Source organism: Streptomyces sp. Tu 3180 (genome assembly GCF_009852415.1).
Classification (GTDB): Bacteria; Actinomycetota; Actinomycetes; order Streptomycetales; family Streptomycetaceae; genus Streptomyces.
Window position 1 is genome coordinate 6,681,342 of the sequence record NZ_WOXS01000002.1, and the last position, 25,679, is coordinate 6,707,020.

At 74.4% G+C, this 25,679-nt stretch carries 20 protein-coding genes and 3 pseudogenes; 12 read left to right on the top strand and 11 right to left on the bottom strand.

The features are described 5' to 3' along the window. Positions 1–221: 221 nt before the first annotated feature. Positions 222–1,868, bottom strand: coding sequence for a multicopper oxidase family protein (locus GL259_RS30685; RefSeq protein ID WP_159536524.1), 1,647 nt, complete (start codon positions 1,866–1,868; stop codon positions 222–224). Positions 1,869–2,395: 527 nt separating this feature from the next. Then, positions 2,396–2,698: a helix-turn-helix transcriptional regulator gene (locus GL259_RS30690; RefSeq protein ID WP_159536525.1), complete on the bottom strand. Its 303-nt coding sequence runs from the start codon at positions 2,696–2,698 to the stop codon at positions 2,396–2,398. A gap of 66 nt (positions 2,699–2,764) precedes the next feature. Between GL259_RS30690 and map the strand changes: the two genes are divergently transcribed. Beyond that, a complete protein-coding gene (gene map / locus GL259_RS30695) occupies positions 2,765–3,547 on the top strand; it encodes a type I methionyl aminopeptidase (protein ID WP_159536526.1) in 783 nt (260 codons plus the stop codon). A gap of 30 nt (positions 3,548–3,577) precedes the next feature. Here the strand turns inward: map and GL259_RS30700 are convergent, their stop codons facing one another. Beyond that, complete coding sequence (locus GL259_RS30700) at positions 3,578–4,786, bottom strand: pyridoxal phosphate-dependent aminotransferase (protein WP_159536527.1); 1,209 nt, start codon at positions 4,784–4,786, stop codon at positions 3,578–3,580. Between the two features lie 88 nt (positions 4,787–4,874). Here GL259_RS30700 and GL259_RS30705 point away from each other — a divergent pair, with 88 nt between their 5' ends. Then, positions 4,875–5,501 carry a winged helix-turn-helix transcriptional regulator gene (locus tag GL259_RS30705; protein ID WP_159536528.1) on the top strand — a complete coding sequence of 209 codons (627 nt, stop codon included), beginning with the start codon at positions 4,875–4,877 and terminating at the stop codon, positions 5,499–5,501. Positions 5,502–5,760: 259 nt separating this feature from the next. On the opposite strand, the gene GL259_RS30710 is transcribed toward GL259_RS30705, so the two are convergent. Then, on the bottom strand, positions 5,761–7,302 hold the full coding sequence (locus GL259_RS30710; protein ID WP_159536529.1) for an IucA/IucC family siderophore biosynthesis protein: 1,542 nt from the start codon (positions 7,300–7,302) through the stop codon (positions 5,761–5,763). Between the two features lie 94 nt (positions 7,303–7,396). On the opposite strand from GL259_RS30710, the gene GL259_RS30715 reads away from it, so the two are divergent. Further along, positions 7,397–9,013, top strand: coding sequence for an IucA/IucC family protein (locus tag GL259_RS30715; protein ID WP_159536530.1), 1,617 nt, complete (start codon positions 7,397–7,399; stop codon positions 9,011–9,013). A 215-nt stretch (positions 9,014–9,228) separates the two neighbouring features. Continuing rightward, positions 9,229–10,254, top strand: a complete 1,026-nt coding sequence (locus GL259_RS30720) for a DNA topoisomerase IB (RefSeq protein WP_159536531.1) — start codon at positions 9,229–9,231, stop codon at positions 10,252–10,254. Between the two features lie 9 nt (positions 10,255–10,263). Here the strand turns inward: GL259_RS30720 and GL259_RS30725 are convergent. Further along, positions 10,264–11,306 (bottom strand): annotated as a pseudogene (locus GL259_RS30725) (LacI family DNA-binding transcriptional regulator). A 267-nt stretch (positions 11,307–11,573) separates the two neighbouring features. Here GL259_RS30725 and GL259_RS30730 point away from each other — a divergent pair. Beyond that, positions 11,574–12,346: pseudogene (locus GL259_RS30730) on the top strand (beta-galactosidase); the annotation flags it as partial. 123 nt (positions 12,347–12,469) lie between these two features. After that, a complete protein-coding gene (locus GL259_RS30735) occupies positions 12,470–13,198 on the top strand; it encodes a type 1 glutamine amidotransferase (protein WP_208026538.1) in 729 nt (242 codons plus the stop codon). 8 nt (positions 13,199–13,206) lie between these two features. Here GL259_RS30735 and GL259_RS30740 read toward each other — a convergent pair whose 3' ends face one another. Next, positions 13,207–14,229, bottom strand: coding sequence for a glycoside hydrolase family 43 protein (locus tag GL259_RS30740; RefSeq protein WP_208026639.1), 1,023 nt, complete (start codon positions 14,227–14,229; stop codon positions 13,207–13,209). A 384-nt stretch (positions 14,230–14,613) separates the two neighbouring features. Between GL259_RS30740 and GL259_RS30745 the strand changes: the two are divergent. Both GL259_RS30745 and GL259_RS30750 read left to right on the top strand, forming a co-directional pair. Next, positions 14,614–17,489: pseudogene (locus tag GL259_RS30745) on the top strand (lectin). A gap of 18 nt (positions 17,490–17,507) precedes the next feature. After that, positions 17,508–19,265, top strand: a complete 1,758-nt coding sequence (locus GL259_RS30750) for a lectin (RefSeq protein WP_159536533.1) — start codon at positions 17,508–17,510, stop codon at positions 19,263–19,265. Between the two features lie 128 nt (positions 19,266–19,393). Here the strand turns inward: GL259_RS30750 and GL259_RS30755 are convergent, their stop codons facing one another. Beyond that, positions 19,394–19,858, bottom strand: coding sequence for a hypothetical protein (locus GL259_RS30755; protein WP_159536534.1), 465 nt, complete (start codon positions 19,856–19,858; stop codon positions 19,394–19,396). Positions 19,859–19,938: 80 nt separating this feature from the next. After that, complete coding sequence (locus GL259_RS30760) at positions 19,939–20,196, bottom strand: hypothetical protein (protein WP_159536535.1); 258 nt, start codon at positions 20,194–20,196, stop codon at positions 19,939–19,941. Positions 20,197–20,453: 257 nt separating this feature from the next. On the opposite strand from GL259_RS30760, the gene GL259_RS30765 reads away from it, so the two are divergent. The 3 genes from GL259_RS30765 (at position 20,454) to GL259_RS30775 (ending at position 21,760) form a co-directional block, all read left to right on the top strand. Continuing rightward, complete coding sequence (locus GL259_RS30765; protein WP_159536536.1) at positions 20,454–20,684, top strand: DUF2945 domain-containing protein; 231 nt, start codon at positions 20,454–20,456, stop codon at positions 20,682–20,684. A gap of 5 nt (positions 20,685–20,689) precedes the next feature. Beyond that, positions 20,690–21,022, top strand: coding sequence for a DUF3140 domain-containing protein (locus GL259_RS30770; RefSeq protein WP_159536537.1), 333 nt, complete (start codon positions 20,690–20,692; stop codon positions 21,020–21,022). Between the two features lie 159 nt (positions 21,023–21,181). Beyond that, positions 21,182–21,760, top strand: a complete 579-nt coding sequence (locus GL259_RS30775; protein WP_159536538.1) for a DNA starvation/stationary phase protection protein — start codon at positions 21,182–21,184, stop codon at positions 21,758–21,760. A gap of 491 nt (positions 21,761–22,251) precedes the next feature. Here GL259_RS30775 and GL259_RS30780 read toward each other — a convergent pair whose 3' ends face one another. From GL259_RS30780 to GL259_RS30790, 3 genes are all read right to left on the bottom strand, one after another. Then, positions 22,252–22,896 carry a class F sortase gene (locus GL259_RS30780; protein ID WP_243762423.1) on the bottom strand — a complete coding sequence of 215 codons (645 nt, stop codon included), beginning with the start codon at positions 22,894–22,896 and terminating at the stop codon, positions 22,252–22,254. Then, the gene (locus GL259_RS30785) at positions 22,889–23,722 is read right to left on the bottom strand and encodes a DUF4397 domain-containing protein (protein ID WP_159536539.1); all 834 of its coding nucleotides are present in this window, start codon (positions 23,720–23,722) and stop codon (positions 22,889–22,891) included. Before GL259_RS30785 ends, GL259_RS30780 begins: the two co-directional genes overlap by 8 nt. Before the next feature lie 152 nt (positions 23,723–23,874). After that, positions 23,875–24,483 carry a sigma-70 family RNA polymerase sigma factor gene (locus GL259_RS30790; RefSeq protein ID WP_159536540.1) on the bottom strand — a complete coding sequence of 203 codons (609 nt, stop codon included), beginning with the start codon at positions 24,481–24,483 and terminating at the stop codon, positions 23,875–23,877. 163 nt (positions 24,484–24,646) lie between these two features. On the opposite strand from GL259_RS30790, the gene GL259_RS30795 reads away from it, so the two are divergent. Then, positions 24,647–25,654, top strand: a complete 1,008-nt coding sequence (locus GL259_RS30795; protein ID WP_159536541.1) for a MerR family transcriptional regulator — start codon at positions 24,647–24,649, stop codon at positions 25,652–25,654. The last annotated feature ends 25 nt before the right edge of the window (positions 25,655–25,679 follow it).

Below are 25,679 nucleotides of genomic sequence, written 5' to 3' on the forward strand. Positions count from 1 at the left end.
CGGTACGGCCTCGTACGAAGCGTAGGGGCCGGGACCGACACTCCGGCCGTCCGGAGCCGCACCCCTCCCGCGGACGCCGCCGGGTCCCGTCACCGAGGTGCCGGGCCCGCCCCGGGGACGAGGCGGGGGTGAGGGCCGCCGGTGCCGTGGGAGCGGGGCGCCCCGCTCCCACGGCACCGGCGGCGGAGCGGGAGCGGGGCGGTGTTCCGGGACGGGCCGGATCACCCGCGGTACGCGAGGGTCGTCATCATCCCGGACTCCGAGTGGTAGATGTTGTGGCAGTGCAGCATCCACAGTCCGGGGTTGTCCGCGTCGAAGTCCGCCACCATCTTGTGGTGCGGCAGCAGGATCGACGTGTCCTTGCGGGCGCCGTGGGAGTCGGTGCCGGCGAGGCAGTAGGTGTGGCCGTGCAGATGCACGGGGTGCCACATGTGGGTGGCGTTGATGACGACCAGCCGCACCCGCTCGCCCCGTTCGACCTTGAGGAGCCTGTCCGGGTCGTAGGGCCGGTGGTCGATCCCCCAGTCGTACTCCTCCATGCCGCCGGTCAGCTTGATCCTGATCAGACGGTCGTACCTGCGGCGGGGCATCGCGACCGACTCGTCCGGCCGGAGCCGGCGGGCGGACACCAGCACCTCGCGGTCCAGTTCCACGGGGTGCGCGGACGGCCCGGGAACCGCTCCGGCGCCGGTGCGCAGGACGGCCATCGCCCGGCCCCGCTTGCCCTCGGCGAGCGCGACGAGCGGGAAGACCCCGGACTTCGCGGTGACCAGCACGTCGTACCGCTCGGCCATGCCGATGACCAGCGCGTCGGTCCTGTGGGGCTGCACGGGGAAGCCGTCGCTGTGGGTGACGGTCATCCGGTGCCCGCCGAGCGCCACCCGGAAGGCCGACTCCCCGCCGGCGTTGATGATGCGCAGCCTGATCCGGTCGCCGGGCCTGGCCGTGAACTGCGTGGGGTCGTCCGCCGTGCGCCCGTTGATCAGGTAGTAGGGGTAGTCGACGTCTCCCGCGTGGCCGCCGAGCAGCTTGCTGGTGGCGCCCGACATCAGCCGCTTCGGCCCCTTCCCGCGGTACGTCCACGACGAGGGCGCCCTTCCGGGGCCCTTCCCGTCGTCCGCGAGCGCCCCGCCGCCGGCGTCCACCGGTCCCTCCGGCCCGGTGCCGTGGCCCATCACGGGCTTGCCCTTGCGGAGTTGGCGGAGAACGTCGTCGGGGGTGGAGCCGTCCACGCCGTCGACCCAGTCGTCCAGCACGACGACCCACTCGTGGTCGTACTCGAGCGGCTCCCTCGGGTCGTCGACGATCAGCGGCGAGTACATTCCGCGGTCGAGCTGCACCCCCATGTGGGGGTGGAACCAGTAGGTGCCGGGGTGCGGCACGGTGAAGCGGTAGTCGAACGTCCCGCCGGGTTCGACCGGTGGCTGCGTCACGCCGGGCACGCCGTCCATGTCGTTGCGCAGCGCGATGCCGTGCCAGTGCACGGTCGTCGCCACCGGCAGGTCGTTGGCGAACGTCAGCGCCAGGGTGTCGCCCGCGGTGATCCGCACCTCCCGCCCCGGCAGCCGTCCCTCGTACGTCCAGGACCCGAAGGTGCGCCCGGCGCCCAGCTCGACCGGCGACTGGATGGCCCTGAAGGTGTGCTTGCGCAGCGGCCTGGAGGGGGACGGACGCGGCTCGCCGGCCTCCCTGCCGTGCGGCGTGACGAATCCGTCGACGGTGTCCGCCGCGGTCGCGCCGGGGCTGCCCCGGTCGCGAGAGCCGCTGGGGGAGCAGGCGGCGAGCAGCCCGGAGCCCGCGGCCGCGATCCCGGCGCCGAGCACGGCGCGACGGGTGGGAGGGGTCTGACTGGTGTGGTCCGTGCGCATGAAGGGGTGCACCTCGCTGGTGGGGGAAGGCGGGAGAAGGCAGATGAAGGCGTGTGGATCTGCCACGCCGCCCGGGCAGGGCGGGACGGCCGGAGGCACTCCTCCTGGCGGGGCACCGACGAGGTGATGAGCACGATCCGGCGGGTGGCGGAACCGGCTGTACGGACGGCGGGCGTTCTGCGCCGGCGTCCGGGCCGTCTCTCAGAGCGGCCGTGCGGATATGCCGAGCGGCAGGGCTTCGGACGGCGCGTGCCGTTCGGGCATGCCGCGCCCGTAACGGGCCCTCGGGTCGGTCATCACGTCAGAGATCTTACCCTTGTCAGGCGTATAAGCCGGATATATGACTTATATCGGCCCCGTGGGACGTGTCCGGTCCCGGGTGCTCGGCGCGGCGGTCCGCCGGTGTGCGGGGACGCGGCGCGGGCCCCGCATCCGCGTCGCCCGGGTCCTCCCGCACCCCGTGCCGATCGGGAAGCCGCGGGACGAGGGCCGCGTCCGCGCCTTCCGCACGGCCGCGGGAGCGGGTCCTACGAGGCCAGCCGCTCTCCGGCGGGGTGACCGGGGCCGGTCGGTCCGACGCCGCCCCCGGGCCGGCTGATCTCGGCCCACACCGCGTCCAGGGAGAGGCCGAGGACGTCGGCGATCGCCGCGATGGTCGGGAAGGCGGGGGTGGCCACGCGGCCCGTCTCGATCTTCCGGAGGGTCTCCGGCGAGACGTGTGCGGCGAGCGCGACGTCGAGCATCGAGCGTTCTCCCCTGGCCCTGCGCAGGAGGGCGCCGAGGCGCTGTCCGCGTTCGACCTCTTCGGGGGTGAGCGGCAACCTGACCATGACTCCGATTCTAGTACCGGTATAGTATTGCCGGTATAGTTATTGGCGGCATGGGAAGGGCGCCACGTGATCGAGATTCTGAACCCCACCCTGCTGGCCCGAGCGAGAGACACCGGCGCCCTGGTCGCCGACATCCTGCAGACGCTGAGGAGCCGCAGCGCGATCGGCACGAACCTGCTGGACATCGACCGGTGGGCCAAGGCCATGATCGTCGAGGCGGGAGCCACGTCCTGCTACGTCGACTACGAGCCGTCCTTCGGGCGCGGCCCGTTCGGCCACTACATCTGCACGGCCGTCAACGACGCCGTGCTCCACGGGCGGCCGCACGACTACGCGCTCGCCGACGGCGATCTGCTGACGCTCGACCTCGCCGTCTCCCGGGGCGGAGTCGCCGCGGACGCCGCCGTCAGCTTCCTCGTGGGTGACGCGAGGTCCCCGGAGAGCGTCGCGCTGATCGACGCGACCGAACGCGCGCTGGCCGCGGGGATCGCCGCCGCCGGGCCCGGGGCCCGCGTCGGCGACATCTCCCATGCCATCGGCACGGTCCTCGGCGAGGCGGGCTACCCGGTCAACACCGAGTTCGGAGGCCACGGCATCGGATCGACGATGCACCAGGACCCGCACATCGCGAACACCGGGCGGCCGGGCCGTGGATACCGGCTGCGCCCCGGGCTGCTGCTGGCGCTGGAGCCGTGGGTCATGGCGGACACCGCTCGGCTCGTCACCGACGCCGACGGGTGGACGCTCCGGAGCGCGACCGGCTGCCGGACCGCGCACAGTGAGCACACGATCGCCATCACCGAGGACGGGGCCGAGATCCTCACCTCGCCGACGCGGGCGCGGCCGTAGGGCCGGAGCCCCCGTGCTCCTTCCGGCCCCCTACTGCCGGTAGCCGCCCAGGAAGCGCCCGATCCGCCCGATCGCCGCCTCCAGGTCGTCGGCGTGGGGGAGGGTGAGGATGCGGAAGTGGTCGGGCGCCGGCCAGTTGAAGCCGGTGCCCTGGACCACCTGGATCTTCTCCCTCAGCAGCAGGTCCAGGACGAACTTCTCGTCGTCGTGGATCGGGTGCACCTTGGGATCGATGCGCGGGAACGCGTACAGCGCGCCCTTCGGCTTCACGCAGCTCACGCCGGGGATCTCGTTCAGCTTCTCCCAGGCCACGTCCCGCTGTTCGCGCAGCCGTCCGCCGGGCGCGGTCAGCTCGCGGATGGACTGCCGGCCGCCGAGCGCGGCCTGGATCGCGTACTGGGCGGGGGCGTTGGCGCACAGGCGCATGGAGGCCAGCATGGTCAGGCCCTCCAGGTAGTCCTTCGCGTGCTGCTTCGGCCCGGTGACCACCAGCCAGCCGGACCGGAACCCGGCCACCCGGTAGGTCTTGGACAGGCCGCAGAAGGTGAGCACCACCAGGTCGGGGGCGAGCGCGGCGGCCGAGTGGTGCACGGCGTCGTCGTAGAGGATCTGGTCGTAGATCTCGTCGGCGAGGACCATCAGACCGTGCCGGCGGGCCAGGTCGAGGATGCCCTCGACGACCTCCTTCGGATACACCGCGCCGGTCGGGTTGTTGGGGTTGATGATGACCACGGCCCTGGTGCGGTCCGTGATCTTCGCCGCCATGTCGTCCAGGTCCGGGTACCAGTCGGCCCGCTCGTCGCACAGGTAGTGGACCGCCTTGCCGCCCGCGAGGGTCGTCACCGCCGTCCACAGGGGGAAGTCCGGCGCGGGGACGAGGACTTCGTCGCCGTCCTCCAGCAGGGCCTGCACGGCCATCGACACCAGCTCCGAGACGCCGTTGCCGAGGAAGACGTCGTCCACGTCGACCTCCAGGCCCAGGGTCTGGTAGCGCTGGGCGACGGCCCGGCGGGCGGAGAGGACGCCCCGCGAGTCGGTGTAGCCGTGTGCCCGCGGGAGCATCCGGATCATGTCCTGAAGGATCTCCTCCGGCGCCTCGAAACCGAACAGGGCCGGATTGCCGGTGTTCAGGCGCAGCACGCTGTGCCCCGCCTCCTCCAGCGCGTTGGCGTGCTCGATGACCGGACCGCGGATCTCGTAACAGACCTCGCTGAGCTTGCTCGACTGCCGGAACTCCATGCGCCGCTTCCCCTCACGCCATCTGGTGTTGCTTGGTTTTACCAAGTGGGAGCTTGGAAAGTCCAACAACGTGTCTAGACTGCGTCGCATGTCACCTCGCCGAAGCTACGACCAGTACTGCTCCGCCGCCCGTGCGCTCGACGCCGTCGGCGACCGCTGGACCCTGCTGATCGTCCGCGAACTCCTCGCCGGCCCGCGGCGCTACACCGACCTGCACGCGGACCTGCCCGGCGTCAGCACGGACGTACTGGCCTCGCGGCTGAAGGACATGGAGCGCGACGGGCTGACGACCCGGCGGCGGCTGCCCCCGCCCGGCGCGGCGTACGTGTACGAACTCACCTGCCGGGGGCGGGAGTTGCTGCCCGTGCTCCAGGCCCTCGGTGCCTGGGGGCAGGCCGGGCTGGGGGAGCGGCGGCCCACGGACGCGGTGCGGGCGCACTGGTTCGCGCTGCCCCTGCTGCGGGCGCTGGAGGGCGAGGGCCTGGCCGAAGTCCTGCTGGAGGAAGGGGTGTTCCATCTGCACGTCGGTGCCGGGGAGGGTCCGGTGTACGGCGACGGACCCGCCCCCCGGGAGCCCGACGCCCGGCTCGCCCTGGACACCGCGACCTGTACGGAGATCAGCCGGGGCGAGCTGACCGTCGCCGACGCGGTGCGCGCCGGACGGGTCGAGGTGACCGGCGACGGCACGCTCGCCAAGACCCTGCGGGAGGCGTGACGGCGTGACGGCGTGAGCGTGTGACGGCGTGACGGAAAGCGGAAGGCCCGCGCGGAGCGGGCCTTCCGGACGGGCGTCACGCACCCGGCGGCACCCGGGGGCGGACGCCGGGACCCGCGGGCCGGGCGGTACCCGGCGACATCCGCCGCCGTCCACACCCAGCGGTCGGACCACCGGCCGGAGGACCAGCCGTCCTCGGGCTCCGAAGCGGCCGGCACGGGGGAGCCGGAGGCACCCTCCGCGTCCTCGGAACGAGCGGTCAGAACCCTTCCGGGCGAAGGGGATTGGGAAGTTCCGCCCACTGGTCCCCGGCCGTCCCCGGGGACAGCCGCATCAGCGTCAGCGCCTTCGCGGGCAGCGGCTCACCGAGCAGCGCGGCCAGATCCGGGGTGCGCGGCAGATCCCGGACGGCGGTCTCCAGGGCCGCCCGCAGCGCCGGTCCCGAACCCGCCGTCCCCGCCAGCGCGCCCGCCACCAGCGAACCGAACAGCTTGCGCCGCAGGGCGCGTTCGTCGTCGGTGACCACGCGCGCGGGCAGCTCGGGGACCGGGACGCCGTGCCGCGCCAGACGGGCCGGGCCCACCCGGATGTCGGCCAGGTCGCGGTAGACCAGCCGCAGCGGTTCCCCGGCCGGCGACAGCACCACCAGGAGGTTCTGGCCGTGCGCCTCCAGGGCCACCCCCAGCTCCAGCAGCCGCAGCCCGACCGTCAGGGCGAGCCGGGCGAGCGCGGCCAGCCAGGCGTCCGACCGGGCCAGTCCGGTGGTCGCCAGGGCCGCCACCGGCACCACCCGCTCCCCGGCCGCCGCGTGCACCAGGGGCGACTCGCGCAGGACGGCCGCCAGGTCGGGGGAGCCGGCGGCCGCCGCGCCCAGGGTGCGGGTGACGTGCAGCAGCCCGTCCGTCCGCGCCGCCACCGCCTCCCCGAAGTCCGACAGCACCGCCGACGCGGCGATCGAGCCGAGCGAGATGTCCCGCACCGAGGACGTCAGACGGGCGCTCAGCGCGGTCTTGACGTGCGGCCCGTCCGGCAGCGCGAGGGTGCGCAGCGCCATCAGCGGATGCGCGGCGAGCCGCTCCCGTCCTTCCCGTCCCTCCCGTCCCGTCCCTCCCTCCGCGCCCCTGCGCTTCAGCACGTGCGCCGCCTGCCAGGGGTGCACCGGGATCACCACCCGTCCACCGTCCCGCAGCCGGTCCGGCCAGACCCCGGTCACCAGGCACTCCCGCGCCGGGACCGGCAGCAGCTCCAGCTCCACGACCGGCCGGTGCTCCGGCGCGTAGGAGAGCTGGTCGGCCACCGAGAAGCCCGGCCGGGAACGGCAGCCGGGATGGAACGGATGCCCGTCGACCACCCGTTGCTCCCACTCCCAGTCGCTGCGCGGCCACTCCTGCGGGTGATCCGTCCGGCCGGCCCGCGAGAGCGCCAGCGAGGCGGCGCTGTGCCCGAGCTCGGCCGCGAAGGCCGCCGAGTGCGGTACGGCGAGGTCCGTCATCAGCCGTGCCGGATCGTCGTACACCGTCTCGTCGAGCCGTACGGCGGTGACGTACGCGCCGGTCGCGTACGGGTCCGCCCGCGGGCCGTGCAGCCGCCGCCCGTCCGTCAGGCGCAGCGTGAGCCCGTCACCGCCTGGTTCGCGGCGGGCGATCCACGGCAGCGGCTCGTGCGCGAGGCCGCGCCACAGACGGGTCAGCACGGCCGCGCGGGCGCCGGGCAGCGCGTCCGCGTACCGGGGCAGCAGGCCCGGCCGGACGGCGGCCAGCTCGTCGGCGACCTCGGTCTCGGCGGTGGGGGGACGGTGCACGGGCGGGCTCCTCGGGTACGCACACGGTGGGACGAAAGGGCGGACGACGACAGACATACTGATCGTCTCCGCCCGGACAGACCGTAAGGAACCAGTGGAACGCGTGGACCTCCTGCCCCCGCACGCAGACGACGACGCGGTGCGCCGCGCCGGTCTCGCCGACCCCGCAGAACTCGCCGGGCGCGCCGACGCGTACGCGGCCGTGCCGCTGCTGAACTGCCTGCTGCGCGAGGTGGCCCGGCCCCTGCCGGGCCCGTCCGGCCCGGGCGCGCGGCCCGTGCGGGGGCCCGGCGAGCCGCGGACGTACCGCCTGCCCGGCACGGACCGTCTGCTGCGGGTGCGCGGCACCCGGCGCCCCGCCGCGCCGGAGGTGTACACGGCCGGCGCCTGGCGCCGGATCGGCCACACCGAGCTGGTCGGACTCGTCGCCGAGGAGCTGCGCCGGCACACCGGCCTGTCCAACCGCGAACTGCCCGCCGAGATGATCGACAGCAGGGACGCGGTGGCCGCGCTGCTCGCCGCGCGGGCCCGGGCCACCCCGCCCGACGACCCGTACCTGCGCTCCGAGCAGTCCCTGCTCACCGGGCACACCCACCATCCCGCCCCCAAGACGCGGGGCGGCGGCCCCGCGCCCGGCTGGCTGCCGTACGCGCCCGAGGCGCACGCCCGCTTCCCGCTGACGCTGCTCGGGCTGCGCGAGGACACGGTCGTCGACGAGGGCGACACCCGCGCCCTCGACCGCCTGGGCACGGCCCCGCCCGGCTACCGCCTGCTGCCCGCCCACCCCTGGCAGCTGGACCTCGCCGCCCGGGACCTCGCCCCCGCGTTCGCCGACGGCCGCCTGGTGCGGCTGGGCGAGACCGCGTTCCCGGTGTGGCCCACGGCCGCCGTCCGCACCCTGTACGCCCCCGGGAGCGACCTGTTCCTGAAGTTCAGCCTGGACGTGCGCATCACCAACGACATCCGCCGGCTGTGGCGCCACGACCTGCTGAAGCTGCGCGGGACCGACACGGCCGCGCGCTCCGCCTTCGCCGCCTTCGACGGGACGGCGGCCTGGCTGAGCGACCGCGGTCACCGCACCGCGGACTTCGCCCACGAACAGCTGGCCGTCGTGGTGCGCGACGGACTGCGCGCGCATCTGCTGCCCGGCGCGACCCCGTACCTCGCGGCGGCACTGGTCGAGGGCTTCGACGGCAATCCGCTCGCCGCCGCCGCCGACCCGGCCGCCTGGTGGGAGGCGTACCTGGCCCGGGTCGTGCCGCCGGTCCTGGCGGCCTTCGCCGGACACGGCGTCGTCCTGGAGGCGCACCTGCAGAACACCCTGGTCGCCATGGACGCCGGCGGCACCCCCGTACAGGCGCTGTTCCGGGACGCCGAGGGGGTGAAGCTCCTGCCGGAGGCGGCCCGGGCGGCACGGGGCGCCTCCCCGCTGCCGGAGGTGTCCCGGGAGGCCGGCTGGGAGCGGCTGGCGTACTGCCTGGTCGTCAACCACCTCATCGAGATCGCCGCCGCCCTGGCCGAGCACCACCCCGGCCTCGACCCGTGGCCCGCCGTGCACCGCGAGCTGGCCCGCCACGACCTCCCCGAGGCCGCCGCCCTGCGCGCCGCGCCCACCCTCCCCGGCAAGACCAACCTGCTGCTGCGCTGGACCGGCGCGGACGGCGCCGACGCCCGCTACCGTCCGCTGCCCAACCCGCTGGCCGGGGGGTGAACGCCGGAGCGGCCGGCGGCCCGGGCGGCCGGGCACCCGCCCGGGCGCACGGCCGGCGCCGGCGGGTGCCACCGGGGCGGCGGTCGTGAACGCTCCGGGCGTCCGCGGTCCGATTGGCCGGACGGGAACGGGGAACCAGGTGACCTGCTGAACACCGGGCGACGGCGGTGACGGGCCCGCCCACCGGTCCCACCGGGCGAGCACAGGAGGTCGGGATGCGTCTTCACCACAGCCGTCCCACGGACCCCGGGTACCGCCGCCTGCGGCACGGGCGCGGCTTCCGGTACCTCGACACCCGCGGGGAACCGCTGCGCGACCCCGCGGAACTGGCCCGCATCCGGGAACTGGTCATACCGCCGGCCTGGCGCGACGTGTGGATCTGCAGCCGGGCCAGCGGGCACCTGCAGGCCGTGGGCACCGACGCCGCCGACCGCCGCCAGTACCTGTACCACCCGCAGTTCCGCGCCGAACAGGAGCGGGCCAAGCACGAGCACGTGCTCGACGTCGCCGAGGTCCTGCCCGAGGTGCGGGAGACCGTCGAGGGCCACCTGGGCGATCGCGGGCTGACCCGGCAGCGGGTGCTGGCCACCGCCGTACGCCTGCTCGACCTCGGCTTCTTCCGCATCGGCAGCGACCGCTACACCGAACTGAACAACAGCTACGGCCTCACCACGCTGCTGCGCGAGCACTCCCGCTGCCGGGCGGGTTCGGTCCTGTTCACCTACAGCGGCAAGCACGGCAAGGAGATCGTCCGGACGGTGGCGGACCCCGCCGCCTGCCGCAGCCTCACCGCCCTGATGCGGCGCCGGGGCGGGGGCGACCGGCTCCTGTCCTACTGGGAAGGGCGCTCCTGGCACGAGGTCAGCGGTGAGGACGTCAACGCGTACCTCAAGGAACTGGCCGGCCTGGAGATCACCGCGAAGGACTTCCGCACCTGGCACGCCACCGTCATGGCCGCCGTGGCCCTGGCCGTCTCGCAGCCCGTCGCGCGCAGCGAGACCGCCCGGCGCCGGGCCATCGCGCGGGCGGCGCGCGAGGTGGCCGGGTACCTCGGCAACACACCCGCGGTCTGCCGCGCCTCCTACATCAACCCGCGGGTGATCGAGCTGTACGAGGAGGGCGAGACGGTCGCCTCCGCGCTGCCCCACCTCGGGAACGAGGGCGCCTACGGCACCCCCGCCACCCAGGGGCCCGCGGAACGGGCCGTGCTGCGCATGCTCCGGAACGGGCGGTCCGGCTGAGGCCCCCGTTCAGCGCCGTGCCGGGCCCTCGGTGCTCTCGCGCAGGACGAGACGGTGCGGCACCAGCAGGTCCCGGGGCGACCGGCCGCCGGCCGGCGCGGCGTCCGCCCCGTCCGTTCCCGCCTCCTCCTCCATGCGGCGCTGCAGGAGCTCGACGGCGACCTTGGCCACCGCGGCCTTGTCCGGCGCCACCGTGCTCAGCGTCGGGATGCTGAACCGTCCGCCCTCCACGTCGTCGAAGCCGATGACGGCGGCCTCCTCGGGCACCCGGACGCCGTGCTCGTGCAGCGCGCCCGGCGCCAGCTGGTCGTTGAGGCACAGCAGTGCGTCGGGCCGTGCGCCGGCGTCCAGTGCCCGGGCGACGGCCTCGGCGCCGTCGGGCATCCGGAAGGACGCGACGGGCAGCAGGGCGGCCGGATCGTGGGCGATGCCCGCCTCCGCGAGGGCGGCGCGGTAACCACGGGTGCGGGCCTCGGCCGTCCCCAGGCCCGCGTCGTCGCGCCCGCCGACCACCAGGACGGTGCGGCACCCGAGGCCGATCAGGTGCTCGGTCGCTTCCCGCGCGGCCTTCTCGTTGTCGATGGCGACGTGGTCGGCGCCCTCCTCCAGCTGTTCCCCGAGCAGCACGGTCGGCGGCGCGCCCGCGCGGTCGCGCAGGTCGTCGGCGGTGAGGGCGAGCGGACTGAGGATGACCCCGTCGACGAAGGCGGAGCCGAAGCCGGCCAGCGCCTCCAGCTCGTGAGCGCGGTCCGCACCGGTCTGGTGGATCAGCACGGTCAGGAGCGCTGCTCGGCCTCGCGGACGACGTGCCGGGCGAGTTCGGCGAAGTAGGGGACGTCCGGCTCGGGAACGACCAGGGCGATGATGCCGGTGCGCCCCCTGCGCAGGTGACGGCCGGCCAGGTTCACCCGGTAGCCGAGTTCCTCGATGGCCTCCCGGACCGCGCGCCTGGTCCGGTCGGAGACGTGGGCGTAGTCGTTGATCACGTTGGACACCGTCTTCTCCGACACCCCCGCGCGCCGTGCGACGTCCTTGATCCTCGGTCGTGCCATCGGGAACCTCCCTGCCCCTCGCCGCCGCCGCCGAGTCCAGGGTCCGGCGGGCCGCGGATCCGGGCGCGGGCCGCCCGGTGACGGCCCGGTCCCCGGTCCCCGGCCGTCCGTCCCGCGCTCTTCACAGCCCGCGTACATCGATGTGAAGAAGTGCCGTCGCGCCGTTCCGGCCGCCGCGGGACCGCTGTCCGGCCGCGCCGCACCGGCCCCGGCGGTTCCCGGCCCCGTCCCCTCGCCGCACCCGCAGGCACGGCGGTCGTCCGCCGGCCGTTCACCGCCGGCCTCGGCGACGTCGCCGGGGAGGAGGTCGTCGTCACCGTCCGGGCGCGCGACCCCGGGTCCGGCCCGCAGGCCCGGGGCAAGCAGGCCGTCCGGTACGCCGACCACGACTGCCACTACACCCGGGTGACCGGCATCTGGCAGACCGTGTGGCCGGAGCCCGTCCCCGAGGTGCACCTGCGGCGCCCCCGGATCACCCCCGACCTCGCAGGCTCGGCCTTCCCCTCGAACTGCCCCTGTCCGGCGACCGCCCGGGGCACCGGGTGCGGGCCGTCCTCGGCGACGGCGAGGTGAGCCGCGCCGAGGCCCGCGCCGACCTGGACCTCGCCCAGGGCGACCCCTTCGTCGACTCCCACGAGGACGGGACCGCCTCCTCGCAGCCGTACCGGGGCCAGCCGTACTTCGTCAGCGAGTTCGGCGGCATCTGGTGGGACCCGGAGGCCGCCGCCGGGCAGTCCGGCGGCGGCATCTGGTGGGACCCGGAGGCCGCCGCCGGGCAGTCCGGCGAGGACCGCACCGTCTCCTGGGGCCACGGCGAGCGGGTCCGCGACGAGGAGGAGTTCCACGCGCGCTTCGGCGGCCTCACCGACGTGCTGCTGGGGGACCGTGGCATGTTCGGCTACTGCTACACCCAGTTGACCGACGTCTTCCAGGAACGCAGCGGCATCCACCGCTTCGACCGCGGTCCCGAGCTGGACGTCGGACGCGTCCGCGCCGCCCAGCTGCGCCCGGCCGCGATCGAGGAGCAGGACCGGACATAGCGGCGGCGGCCGCGGCGCCCGCACCGGGGAGGTGCTCTCCCGGCGGGCGGGTCCCGGGCGCGTTGTCGGGCGCGCACCGGCGCCACTAGCATGTCCGCGCACCGAGCCGGGAGGCGGATGCCGATGAGGGACGTACCGGGACGGAGCGTGCTCGTCGTCCAGAACACGCCGGCCGGTGGTCCCGGCCGTGTCGGAGCATGGCTGCGGGAGGCCGGGCTGCGCCTGGAGGTGGTGCGCGCCTACGCCGGTGAACCGCTGCCCGGACTCCTGGACCACCGGGCCCTGGTCGTCCTCGGCGGCGGTTTCCTCCCGTACGACGACGACCGCGCCCCCTGGCTCCCCGCCGTGCGCCGCCTCACCGGCCAGGCGCTCCGGGAGGCCACCCCCATGCTGGGCATCTGCCTGGGCGGTCAGCTCCTCGCCCACGTCGCGGGCGGCACCGTGAAGGGGCGGCACGGCGAGCCGGAGTACGGCAGCACGCCGGTCCGGCTGCGTGCCGACGCCCGCGGGGACGCGCTCTTCGGCGGACTGCCCGCCGTGACGCCCGTCATCGAGCGGCATGTGGACGCCATCACCGAACTCCCTGCGGGGGCCGTCTGGCTGGCGGACAGCGAGCGGTGCCCCTACCAGGGCTTCCGCCTGGGCGAGTGCGCCTGGGGCCTGCAGTTCCATCCCGAGGTGACCGCCGAGAGGATCCGCGGCTGGGACGCCGGACCGCTGTCCGCGCACGGCTTCGACCGGGACCGGCTGTACGAGCGGGCGCTGGCCGACGAACCCGCGTCGACGCCCGCCTGGCGGGCGTTCACCCACCGGTTCGCCCGGGAAGTCCTGCGGACCCGCACGGAGCCGTGACCCGGTGGTCACTCGAAGAACTTGAGGCTCCAGCCCGTGTCGGTGTGCGGGCCGGGGACGTCGGCGCGGCTGTAGGTGGTGCCGCCCCACCAGCAGAACGTGCCCGTGTACCCGTAGCGGTTCTCCCACGCGTACGGCGTGCCCTTCGGCACCGCGTGGAACATCAGGGGGAACCTCGGCCCGGCGGGCGGGCTCGTGCCGATGTCCCCGTCGAGCAGGACGAAGCTGTGGTGCCCGGGTCCGTCGGCGTGCAGCGTCGGGTCCCAGCCGGCCGTCATCGTGGCGCGGTGGGAGCCGAAGAGGCAGCCGTCGGACTTGTACCAGTCCCACACGTACGTCGGGTCGCCGCCGGAGCGCAGCCGCAGGTCGGCCAGGCAGTGCCGGTCGCTCCAGCTGCCGTTGGCGGAGTAGACGATGTGCAGCTGTCCGTTCGGGTCCTTGACGGCCTCGGGGGCCTCGTTGACGAACGGGTCGCCGACCACCCGTTCCCAGGGCTCGCGCGGCTGCGAGACGACGTACCGCGTGCCGGCCGGCGTGGTCGGGCTGCTCATGCGGGCGATGTAGAGGTTCTGCTCGACGTCGGTGTCACCGGCCCAGCCGGACCAGCGCTGCCCGTTGAAGGTGAACAGGGTCCCGTCGATGGCCCACTCGTCGTCCGGCAGGGCCGGCTCGGTCCCGGCGGTGTACCCGCTGTCCGGGGTGGCGGAGCTGATCACGTACATCCGGTGGGCCGCTCCGCGGCCGGCGGTGAAGTGGATGTAGTGGCGCCCGCCGTCCCGCACGATCTCCGGGGCCCAGACCTCGCCGAGCCCGCGGGGGTCCGACCAGACCCGCCGGGCGGGCGCGGAGCCCAACCGGGCGGTCGACGGGGCCTGCCGTACGACGATGCCGTCACCGGCCGACTGCACCGCGATGTAGGTGCCGCCGACCCGCAGCACGCTCGGGTCCGCCGCCCTGAGGCCGGTCTGCTCCGCCCGGGCCGGACCGGCGCAGGACAGGGACAGCACGAGGGTGAAGACGCCGGACAGCACGAGGGCGAGGGCGCCGGGGAGCAGGCGGGAAGGGCTCGTGGCCTCGTTCCCTTCCACGCCACGCTTTTACATCGATGGAACGGTCGGTCGCAGCTTGCCGACCTGTTATGAACCTGTCAACAATGGCATGCGTGCCCGACGCGTGCCGTCCGCGCCCGCCGCTCCACCCGCCCGCCGGCCGGTCCGCGCGCTTTGTCCCCGGTGAGGAAAAAGAAGACGGTCCTCGCGCGGAAGGGGTTACGCCGTCCGGCGGGGGCCGCTAACTTCCTTGAAGTGTACCGGTCATGCTCACGACGGCCGGTGATCTCACGGCGCGACGGCGCGCGCCTGTACTCCCCGGCAGGACGACTCGGCCTGCCACCACCCCACACCCGGGAGACACCTGTGCGCACGAGACCGTTACGACCACGTCCGCCGGGAACCCGGCGGATCCGCTCACTGACGCTCGCCGTGGTGTGCGTCGCCGGCTGCTTCCTGCCGGTGACCGCGGCCGGCGCGGCGGAACCCGTCGCCGCCCCGCCCCCGGCGGCCGCGGCGCCCGAGGACTTCCAGCAGGTCACCCTCGCCAAGGGGGTGGCCGAGACGGGCGAGCCGATGACCCTGGCGGTGCTGCCCGACCGCTCCGTCCTGCACACCTCGCGGGACGGCACCCTCCGGCTCACCGACGCCGCCGGCACCACGAAGGTCGCCGGGAAGCTGGACGTCTACAGCCACGACGAGGAAGGACTGCAGGGCGTCGCGGCGGACCCGGGCTTCGCCGCCAACCGGTACGTCTACCTCTACTACGCCCCGAAGCTCGGCACGCCGGGCGGTGACGCCCCGTCCGACGGCCAGGCGTCGGACTTCACCCCCTTCGACGGTGTCAACCGCCTGTCCCGGTTCGTGCTGCGGACCGACGGCACCCTGGACCTCGCCAGCGAGAAGAAGGTCCTCGACGTGCCCGCCTCGCGCGGCATCTGCTGCCACGTCGGCGGCGACATCGACTTCGACGCGCAGGGCAACCTGTACCTGTCGACGGGCGACGACTCGAACCCCTTCGCCTCCGACGGCTACACCCCGATCGACGAGCGGGCCTCCCGCAACCCCGCGTACGACGCGCAGCGTTCCTCCGGCAACACCAACGACCTGCGCGGCAAGGTGCTGCGCATCAAGGTGAACGCGGACGGCTCGTACTCGATCCCCGGCGGCAACCTCTTCCCGCCGGGCACGGCCCGGACCCGCCCCGAGATCTACGCCATGGGCTTTCGCAACCCGTTCCGGATGAGCGTGGACAAGGCCACCGGCATCGTGTACCTCGGCGACTACGGCCCGGACGCCGGTACCGCGAACGCCTCGCGGGGACCGGCCGGCCAGGTCGAGTTCAACCGCATCACCAGGGCGGGCAACTTCGGCTGGCCCTACTGCACCGGCGACAACGACGCCTACCGGGACCACGACTTCGCCTCCGGCTCCTCCGGCGCGGCGTTCGACTGCGCCGCGCCGAGGAACACCTCGCCCCGCAACACCGGCCTGACCGACCTGCCGCCCGCCCAGCCGGCGTGGATCCCCTACGACGGCGGCTCCGTACCGGAGTTCGGAGGCGGCTCGGAGTCCCCGATGGGCGGCCCCGTCTACCGCTACGACGCCTCCTCGGCCTCGGAGGTGAAGTTCCCGCAGGAGTTCGACGGCGACTTCTTCGCGGGCGAGTTCGGGCGCCGCTGGATCAAGCGGATCGAGACCGGCGGCGACGGCACCGTGCAGTCGATCAACGCCTTCCCCTGGAGCGGCACCCAGGTGATGGACATGGCCTTCGGCCCGGACGGCGCCCTGTACGTCCTCGACTACGGCACCGGCTACTTCAACGGCGACGCGAACTCGGCGCTCTACCGCATCGAGCACGTCACCGGCGGACGCGCCCCCGTCGCCCAGGCGAAGGCGGACGTCACGTCGGGCAGGGCACCGCTGACGGTGTCGTTCTCCTCGGCGGGCAGCTCGGATCCCGACGGCGACGCGCTCGACCACGCGTGGACGTTCGGTGACGGGGCCGCCTCCACCGAGGCGAACCCGTCGCACACGTACCGCGCCGACGGCCGGTACACGGCGACGCTGACGGTGACCGACCCCACCGGAAAGTCCGGCTCGGCCTCCGTCCTCGTCACGGTGGGCAACACGGCCCCGAAGGTGACGCTGGTCGCGCCCCTGGACGGCGCGATCCACGACTTCGGCGACGCGATCCCGTTCGAGGTGACGGTGACCGACCCCGAGGACGGCTCGATCGACTGCTCCCGGGTCAAGGTCACCTTCATCGTCGGACACGACAGCCACGGCCACCCGCAGACCTCGGCGACCGGCTGCTCCGGCACCCTGCGGACCCTGGCCGACGGCGAGCACGACCCGAACGCCAACATCTTCGGCGTGCTCGACGCCGAGTACACCGACCGGGGCGCGAACGGCCAGCCCGCGCTCACCACCCACGACCAGCACATCACCCAGCCCTCCCACCGGCAGGGCGAGCACCACGGCGACTCCTCGGGGTCCAGGTCGTGGACCACGCCCCCGCGCACGGCGGGAAGACGGTCGGCCACATCGAGAACGGCGACTGGATCTCCTTCACGCCGTACGCCCTGGGCAACGCGACCGCGTTCACCGCCCGCGTCTCCTCCGGCGGCAGCGGCGGCACCCTCGAGGTCCGGGCGGGCTCCCCGACCGGCACCCTGCTGGGCACCGCGACCGTACCCGTGACCGGCGGCTGGGAGACGTTCCAGGACGTCACCGCCCCCCTCGGCAACCAGCCGGGCGGCTCCACCACCCTGTACCTGGTGTTCAAGGGCGGTGGCGGACCGCTGTTCGACGTGGACGAGTTCTCCTTCACCACGTCCGGCGGGGGCACGCCCGGCCCGCGTTCCGGTGAGGTGAGGGGGGTGAACGGCAAGTGCCTGGACGTGGCGGGTGCGGTGGCGGCGGACGGGACGCAGGTGCAGCTGTGGTCGTGCAACGGCACCGGTGCGCAGCGGTGGACGGTGGCCGGGGACGGTTCGCTGAGGGCGTTCGACAGGTGTCTGGACGTCTCGGGCGGCGGGACGGCGGACGGGACGAGGGTCCAGTTGTGGACGTGCAACGGCACCGGTGCGCAGCGGTGGGCCGCGCAGCCGGACGGCACGGTGCGCAATCCGCAGTCCGGGAAGTGCCTGGACGCCTCCGGCTCCACCTGGAACGACGGCACCGCCGTGCACCTGTGGACCTGCCACACCGGCCCCAACCAGAAATGGACCCTGCCCTAGCGGAAGGAGGCGACACCCATGCGCAACCGACTGAGAGCGGCCGCCGTCCTCGTGGCGAGCGCCCTGCTGTGCGCGGCACCGCAGTCCTGGGCGGCACCGCGGTCCGGGGCGGACGGGCCCGCCCCGGCTTTCCGGGCGGCCGCGGCCGACCCGGCCTACAAGGTCCTCGTCTTCTCGAAAACCGCCGGGTTCCGTCACTCCTCCATCGACGACGGCATCGCGGCCCTGCGGGAGCTGGGCGCCGCGAACGGCTTCGGCGTCGACGCGACGGAGGACGCCCAGGCGTTCACCACCGGCAACCTCGCCCAGTACAGGGCGGTCGTGTTCCTGTCCACGACGGGGGACGTGCTGGGCGACGCCCAGCAGGCCGCCATGGAGCAGTACATCGGGAACGGCGGCGGGTACGTCGGCGTCCACGCCGCCGCCGACACCGAGTACGACTGGCCCTTCTACGCGGGGCTCGCCGGGGCGCTGTTCCGGTCCCACCCGGCGGTCCAGCGGGCCACGGTCGAGGTCGAGGACCGGGCGCACGACGCCACCGCCCACCTGGGCCCCACCTGGCAGCGCACCGACGAGTGGTACGACTACCGCACCAACCCCCGCACCACCGCGCACGTGCTGGCCTCGCTCGACGAGTCCAGCTACTCGGGCGGTTCGATGTCCGGTGACCACCCCATCGCCTGGTGCAAGGACTACCGGGGCGGCCGCGCGTTCTACACGGGCGGCGGGCACACCGACGAGTCCTACGCCGAGCCCGCGTTCCGCCGGCACCTGCTGGGCGGCATCCGCTGGGCGGCGGGCATGACCGAGGCCGACTGCCGCCCCGAGACGGGCTACCGCCCCCTCTTCGACGGCACCGGCACCACCGGCTGGAAGCAGGCGGGCCCCGGCGGGTTCACCCTCGCCGACGGCACGCTCACCTCCCACGGCGGGCTCGGCCTGTACTGGTACGAGGCCGAGGAGTTCACCGGCGACTACTCGCTGAAGCTGGACTGGAGGGCGAGCGGGGACGACAACTCCGGTGTCTTCGTGGGCTTCCCGGCCTCCGACGACCCGTGGTCGGCGGTCGACCGCGGCTACGAGATCCAGATCGACGCCACCGACGCCCCCGACCGCACCACGGGCGCCGTCTACGGCTTCCGGTCGGCCGACCTCGCCGCACGGGACGCGGCGCTCAACCCCCCGGGCGAGTGGAACACGTACGAGATCCGGGTCACCGGGGAGCGGCTGGAGGTGTTCCTCAACGGCCGGCGGATCAACGACTTCACCAACACGGACCCGGCGCGCAGCCTGCGCCAGGGCCACGTCGGCATCCAGAACCACGGGGACGGCGACGAGGTGGCGTTCCGCAACGTCCGGATCAAGCAGGGGGACGGCACCACGCCCCCCGATCCGCGTTCCGGTGAGGTGAGGGGGGTGAACGGCAAGTGCCTGGACGTGGCGGGTGCGGTGGCGGCGGACGGGACGCAGGTGCAGCTGTGGTCGTGCAACGGCACCGGTGCGCAGCGGTGGACGGTGGCCGGGGACGGTTCGCTGAGGGCGTTCGACAGGTGTCTGGACGTCTCGGGCGGCGGGACGGCGGACGGGACGAGGGTCCAGTTGTGGACGTGCAACGGCACCGGTGCGCAGCGGTGGGCCGCGCAGCCGGACGGCACGGTGCGCAATCCGCAGTCCGGGAAGTGCCTGGACGCCTCCGGCTCCACCTGGAACGACGGCACCGCCGTGCACCTGTGGACCTGCCACACCGGCCCCAACCAGAAATGGACCCTGCCGTGACCGGGGGACCACGACGGTAGCGCGGAGCGGGCCGGGGACCGGGTCCCCGGCCCGCTCCCCGTGCGGGCGGGCCGCGGCACGGGCCGCCCGCGGACCCGCCGGCCGTCACACCCGGTCCCGTGCCCGCTTCACGGACGTTCCGCGGCCCTCACGACGCCGTAGGTCACCAGTCCGTACGCCAGATGCGGCACCACGTCCGACGCCCAGTCCCGGGCGGACCAGTCCGCCGGGCTGCTCACCTTCAGCCGGGCGATCGGCAGGTCCGTGGCGGCCATGGCGAGCGCACCGGTGACCACGCCGCCCGGCCACACGGGCACGCGGACGCCGGCGCGGTGCAGCAGCGAGACGGCCACCCCGATGCCGCAGCCGACGGCGATGCCCGAGAGCGCGCCGAGGCCGGAGAGCCGGTTGTCACGGGTGCCGCCCGTCCCCGGGACGGGGTGCCCCGCCTCCTCGGTGAGCCTGTCCACGACCCGGGCGGGGACTTCGCTGGACGGCCTGCCCCGCCACGCCATGTCGGCGCAGGTCACGGCGTTCAGCGCGGTCGTTCCGGCGGCGCCCGCGACACCGCCGCGCAGGATGCTCCGGATCATGCCGGACCGGATTGCCCCCGCCGGCGCGGCCGGATCACGGGCCGGCGAGGGGGACCGGGCGGGCGCGCCGTGCGGTCCGTTCATCCCGTCGCGTCCTGGAGGAACTCGGTGAGGGCCTTGCCCGGACGGAACGCGGCCGTCCCGCCCTCCGCGTGGAAACTGCCGAAACTGCCCAGGACGACCGTCTCCCCCCGGCGGAGGGCCTCGGCGATCGAACCCGGGTGTTCCACGGTCCCGAAGAGGGCGTCGAGTACCCGTTCGACGTTCTCGGTGCCGGGCCGGCCGCCGCCGTCCGCCGCCTTGTCCGCGGTCGCCTGGATCAACTGGGACTTGTCCATGTGTCCTGCCTGTTCCGTGGGGAGCCGGAGAGCCGAAGCCTGCAACGCCATGATCGGGGCATCCGGTGGCCGGTGCATCCGCTGGTGGGCGTGCGGGCGGGGGAGGGCGCCGGCCGTCACGGCGTGACGCCCCCGCCGCCGCAGGACGGCGGGCGGTCCGGCCGCGTCCGCCCGTGAGCTGCGACGCGGCCCGGGAGCCCGCACCCTGGAGGAGGGGCACCGAGCCGTCCACGGCGGCGCGCGAGAAGGAGGACAGGATGACGAAGGGCCACAGCGGGGACAAGAACCTGAAGAAGGGCGACAAGGTCGCCTGGAGCAGCCACGGCGGTCAGGCCGAGGGCGAGGTGGAGAAGAAGATCACCGAGCGGACGGAAGCCGCGGGACGGACGGTGGACGCCTCCGCCGAGGATCCGCAGTACCAGGTCCGCAGCGAGAAGTCCGGCAGGTCCGCGGTGCACAAGCCGTCCGCGCTGAAGAGGAAGAAGTGAGCCGCGTGGACGACGACGAGCGCAGGGAGATCTCGGACGAGTTCCGTGAGCTGGTGAACATGAAGCCGGCCGAGCTGGAGGAGTGGCTGGCCTCGGAGCAGTCGCAGAGCGCCGGGCAGCACAAGGACGGCGGCGAGTCCACGGGGCACGCCTCCGGCCGCCGGATCGTGGACATCCTGCGCGCGAAGAAGGGCGACCTCTCGGACGACGACTACCAGCACATGCGGAAGGTCGTCGGCTACGTCCGCCGGCACCTCGCCCAGCGGCCCTCCGGCGACGCACGGGACACCCGGTGGAGGCACTCGCTCATGAACTGGGGCCACGACCCGCTGGCGTGACGTGCGCCGGCGGGACCGGGACCCAAGGGGGCGGCGGCCTCCCGCCCTCTGCTCCACACCGGTGAGATCGGATCCGCCGGACGCCGTCGAACGGCCGAAGACGACGGCTGATCCGCTTGTCTGGAGGTTCCAGCACCGGACCGCGCAAGGAGCACCACCGTGCCGTCACAGCCTTCGGGCGTCCCGTACACCGTGCCGGGGATGAACGCCCGGGACAGCCAGCGCATCATCGCGCTGCTGCAGATGCGTCTGCACTCCCTCAACGACCTCCACCTCACCCTCAAGCACATCCACTGGAACGTCGTCGGACCGCACTTCATCGCCGTGCACGAGATGATCGACCCCCAGGTCGACCAGGTCCGCGCCATGACCGACGACCTCGCCGAGCGGATCTCCACCCTCGGCGGCGAACCCAACGGCACTCCCGGCGCGCTGGTGAACGAGCGGACCTGGAACGACTACTCGATCGGCCGCGCCGAGGCGATCGAGCACCTCGGCGCCCTGGACCTCGTGTACACCTCCGTCATCGAGGACCACCGCGAGGCCATGAAGGAGACCGAGACCTCCGATCCCGTCACCCAGGACATCCTGATCGAGCAGCTGCGGGGTCTGGAGCTCTTCCAGTGGTTCGTCCGCGCCCACCTCGAGTCGAGCGGCGGCAGGCTCAGCACCCACGGCGCCACCACGGAGACCGGCGCCGCCGGCCAGGCCGCCGAACAGGCCCGCAAGCAGCCCTGACCGGACGGCCGCGTCCCGACCGGCGGAGCACGGCGATCCCCGCGAGCAGACCGAGCGCGAGCAGACCGGGCACGAGCCGGCGCGCCCGCCTGACGGCGCCGGCGGTCCGGCCGGGCACCGCCGTGCCGGCCGCGCTCGCGGGAGACCGGCGGCCGGCGGCCCCTGCGGGCGGCGGGGGAGCGCCGGCCTCCTCCGACAGCTCCCGGGCGATCCGCCGCCACACGTGCTCCGGGGGCGCCGCCGGCAGATCCACGATGTCCGCGGTGCGTGCGGCGGTCACCACGCGTCTGAGCGTCCGCAGTTCGTCCCGGCAGCGGTCGCACACCGCGATGTGCCGCAGGGCGCTCGCGTCGTCGTGAGCGGAGTGTCCCAGCGCCAGTTCCACCAGGTGCGCCGGCTCGACGTGGGCCACCGTACCCTCCCTGTTGCTCGTGCCCGATGCCTGTTCCCCGCCCTGCTCGCGTCCGGCCCCGGCGTCCGCGCGCGTGCCGTCAGGGGCCGGCCGGCTCCGCCGTGACCACGAGGTTGGCCAGATAACCTCCCCGCTCGGGGACGAACGGAGGCGCACAGGTGACGAGCGTGAGGACCGGGTCACCCGTCCGGCGGAAGACGGAGGAGGGAAGGGCGTCCTTCGGCACCGTCGAGCGCGACACGACGCGGTAGACGGCCGGTTCCGCTCCCGCGCTCCGCACCTCGACCCGGTCGCCGCGCCGTACCTCGTACAGCGCGGCGAACTCGCCGAGGGCACCGGTGTCGTCGTCCACGTGCCCGACCAGCACGGCCGATCCCCGGTCGTCTCCGGGCGCCGGACCGAAGCGGTACCAGCCGGCCACGGAGGGGTCCTCGGGGACGGTCACGGCGCCCCGCGCGGTCACACCGACCGGTTCGACCCGGGCGTCGAGGCCGACGCCCCGCACCAGGACGCGCCGCGGCGGCGGGTCCCGGCGCGGGGCCCCGGCCCGCGGCTGCGCGCCGTCCGGCGACCGGGCCGCCGCGCTGTCGCGCACGGGGGCCGCCGGGCCGAAGTCGGACGGGGGCGCCACCGGATCCGGGGGCGCCCCCGCCAGGCCGAGCACGGCCGCCAGGGCGGCGGCGGCCACCGCCAGGCCGGACAGCCGCAGCCGGCCCTCAGACACGCCGTCCGGCGACCCGGCGGGCCACCAGCACGCCCGTCACCGTCACCGCCCCGGCCGCGGCGGCCCAGGCCATCCACCGGTCGGAGGAGTTCGCGGTCACGGCGGTGCCGTCGCCGCCCGCGTTCACGCCGTTGGGCGCCGATTCCATGCCGCTGAACGTCTGCGTCTTCAGGGCCAGGTTCTCGTCCTCGGCGCTGCCCCAGGCGTAGACGACGTTGCTGGTCCCCTCCTTCAGGTCCAGGTCGGCCGGACCGATGGCCACGGTGTCCGTGCCGGCGAGCACGACGTCGGCGTTCACGGTGCCCGCGTCGACCTCGGCGGTGTCCTCGTTCGGGTTCTCCAGGCCGGTGAAGACCGGCTGCCCGCCCGCGCGGACGTCGACGGCGGGCGCGGCCGCGACGTGGCGCACCGTCAGCCGTGCCTTGCCGGCCTCGACCTGCGAGACGTCGTTGACGAAGGCCGTCAGCCGGGGCTTGCCGTCGGCGCCGAGGTGGGCGGCGACCGTGGCGTTCGCGCCCTCGGGCACCTTGATCTCCTTCTCCAGGGCCGGCGTGCCGTCCGGGCCCTGGCCCGCTTCGAAGATCTGGATGTCGTAGGTGCCCGCGTCGAGGGCCTGCGGGTCGGTCACCGTGCCGGGCTCGAAGTCGCCGAGCAGTTCGTCGCCGTTGGCGTACACGTCGACGGTCAGCCCGGGGATGCCGTGGAAGACGGACACCATGGCCCGGTCGTCCTGGGCGGGAGCCGCCACGGCGGGCGCGGTGACGCCGAGGACCAGGGCACAGGCGCCGGCCGAGGCGGCGACGGCGAGGGGGGTGCGGGGGGTCATGGGGATCATCCCTTCGCAAGGGGTCTTCGCTCGTTGTGGAGTCTTGGTCCTGATTCGTGCGCGAGTGCCGCCGCGGATGCGCGGACGGCACTCTTTCTCCTGGTTCTTCCGACTTGTTCGGTTCCTTCGGTTCCTCCGGTTCTCCGCCCCGCCTAGGCGTCCGTCCCCCGGACGCGCCCCTGTTCGATCGCCCCGCGCAACCGGTGCAGGCCGCGGCGGGCGTGGCTCTTGACGGTGCCCAGGGGCATCCCGGTCCGCTCCGCGATCTGGGGCTGGGTCAGGTCCTCGTAGAAGGCCAGGCACAGCACGTCCCGCTGGTGCCGGGGCAGCCGGGACAGCTCGTCCACCAGCAGCACCCGGTCCAGGACGTTCTCCGGGGCCGCCTCGCCCGGCGGGGCCGGGCCGGCGCCGAGGGCGGCCGAGTCCGTGAGCGCCGGCCGTCGCGTCCGGGCGGCCAGCGCGTCGACGATCTTGCGGCGGGTGATGCCGACGAGCCAGGCGCCCAGCGTGCCCCGCTCGGGATGGAAGCCGGCCCGCCCGCGCCAGGCGCCGAGGAACACCTGCTGGGTCACGTCCTCGGCCTCGTGGGTGTCGCCGAGCGACCGGGTGGCCATCGTGTGGACCAGGGGCCCCCAGCGCCGGTAGATCGCCGCGAACGCGTTCTCGTCCGAGGCGCGAAGGCCGCGGGCGAGTTCGTCCTCGTACCGCGTCTCCTCCACGGGCGGGACGAGGGTGTCGGTGGAGCGCGTGTTCGTACTCATGGCCCGGTTCCTCCTGCCGTGCGTCCCGTGTGGGGACGGAAGGCCGTCCGCCGGTCGGGGCCGGTCGCCGTGCGGGCCGGGGTGGCCGTGCGCACGTCCTCAGTCTCGGGACGCGCAAACGACGCAGACAACATGCGTCGTTTGTGCGTCGTACAGTGGGCTCATGGACGTGAACGGAGAGGCCGGTGACGGCCGGGACGGCGAAGACGTGCGGGGCGGCGGAGGACTGACCACGGGCGAGGTGGCCAGGCGGCTCGGGGTGGCGCCCACCACGGTCCGCACCTGGGACCGCCGCTACGGCCTCGGCCCGGACGCGCACACCGGCGGCCGGCACCGGCGCTGGACCGCCGCGGACGTGGCGCGGCTGGAGCGGATGTGCGCCCTGACGGCGACCGGGATGCCGCCCGCCGAGGCCGCGCGCGTGGCGCGCGCCGACGCGTCCCCGGACGCGGCCCCGCTCCGGCGGGACGCCGCCCCGTCACCGCGACCGCCGGCCCGGGAGCGCGGCCGGGCCGGCAGCGGCCTCCGGCTCGGCGACGTGCGCCAGGAGTGCAAGGGGATCGCCCGTGCCGCACTGCGCCTCGACGCCGCCGCCCTGGAGGAACTGCTGCTGGCCGCGATCGCCGAGCACGGCCTGGTCGCCGCCTGGACCGAGGTGATCATGCCGACGCTGCAGGCGGTCGGCCGCAAGTGGGAGAGCTCGGGCGAGAGGTACGTCGAGGTCGAGCACTTCCTGTCCTGGCACGTCTCCGGTGCGCTGCGGCGCAGCGCGCCCCCCGCGGGCGCCGGCCGTCCCGGTGCCGTCACGGTGCTCGCCTGCGTCCCGGGGGAGAACCACACGCTGCCGCTGGAGGCGCTGGCCGCCGCGCTGGCCGAACGCGGTCTCCCGGTGCGCATGTTCGGCGCCGCGCTGCCCGTCGAGTCGCTCGTCGCGGTGGTGCGCAGGACCGGGCCGGCCGTGGTGGGGCTGTGGGCGCAGTCCCGCACCACCGCGAGCCGGCCGCTGGCACAGCACGTGGCCGCGATGGAGTGGGGGGTGCGCGGGGCCCGCCGCAAGCCGGTCGTCCTGACGCTCGGGCCCGGCTGGGCCGGGCGGGGCGCGTCCGGTCTGCCGCGTCCGTCGGGGCTGGCGGAGGCCGTCGCGCTCGTGCAGTCGGTCGCAAGGGGGTGACGGGGCGTCACACGTGTCGCCCCGG

Coding starts and splice junctions, on each gene's coding strand:
- GL259_RS30785 (WP_159536539.1), bottom strand. CDS start 23,722: ATGACCCCCCGCACCCCCCTCGCCGTCGCCGCCTCGGCCGGCGCCTGT.
- GL259_RS30755 (WP_159536534.1), bottom strand. CDS start 19,858: ATGATCCGGAGCATCCTGCGCGGCGGTGTCGCGGGCGCCGCCGGAACG.
- GL259_RS30795 (WP_159536541.1), top strand. CDS start 24,647: ATGGACGTGAACGGAGAGGCCGGTGACGGCCGGGACGGCGAAGACGTG.
- GL259_RS30705 (WP_159536528.1), top strand. CDS start 4,875: ATGTCACCTCGCCGAAGCTACGACCAGTACTGCTCCGCCGCCCGTGCG.
- GL259_RS30685 (WP_159536524.1), bottom strand. CDS start 1,868: ATGCGCACGGACCACACCAGTCAGACCCCTCCCACCCGTCGCGCCGTG.
- GL259_RS30750 (WP_159536533.1), top strand. CDS start 17,508: ATGCGCAACCGACTGAGAGCGGCCGCCGTCCTCGTGGCGAGCGCCCTG.
- GL259_RS30790 (WP_159536540.1), bottom strand. CDS start 24,483: ATGAGTACGAACACGCGCTCCACCGACACCCTCGTCCCGCCCGTGGAG.
- GL259_RS30760 (WP_159536535.1), bottom strand. CDS start 20,196: ATGGACAAGTCCCAGTTGATCCAGGCGACCGCGGACAAGGCGGCGGAC.
- GL259_RS30690 (WP_159536525.1), bottom strand. CDS start 2,698: ATGGTCAGGTTGCCGCTCACCCCCGAAGAGGTCGAACGCGGACAGCGC.
- GL259_RS30720 (WP_159536531.1), top strand. CDS start 9,229: ATGCGTCTTCACCACAGCCGTCCCACGGACCCCGGGTACCGCCGCCTG.
- GL259_RS30700 (WP_159536527.1), bottom strand. CDS start 4,786: ATGGAGTTCCGGCAGTCGAGCAAGCTCAGCGAGGTCTGTTACGAGATC.
- GL259_RS30765 (WP_159536536.1), top strand. CDS start 20,454: ATGACGAAGGGCCACAGCGGGGACAAGAACCTGAAGAAGGGCGACAAG.
- GL259_RS30735 (WP_208026538.1), top strand. CDS start 12,470: ATGAGGGACGTACCGGGACGGAGCGTGCTCGTCGTCCAGAACACGCCG.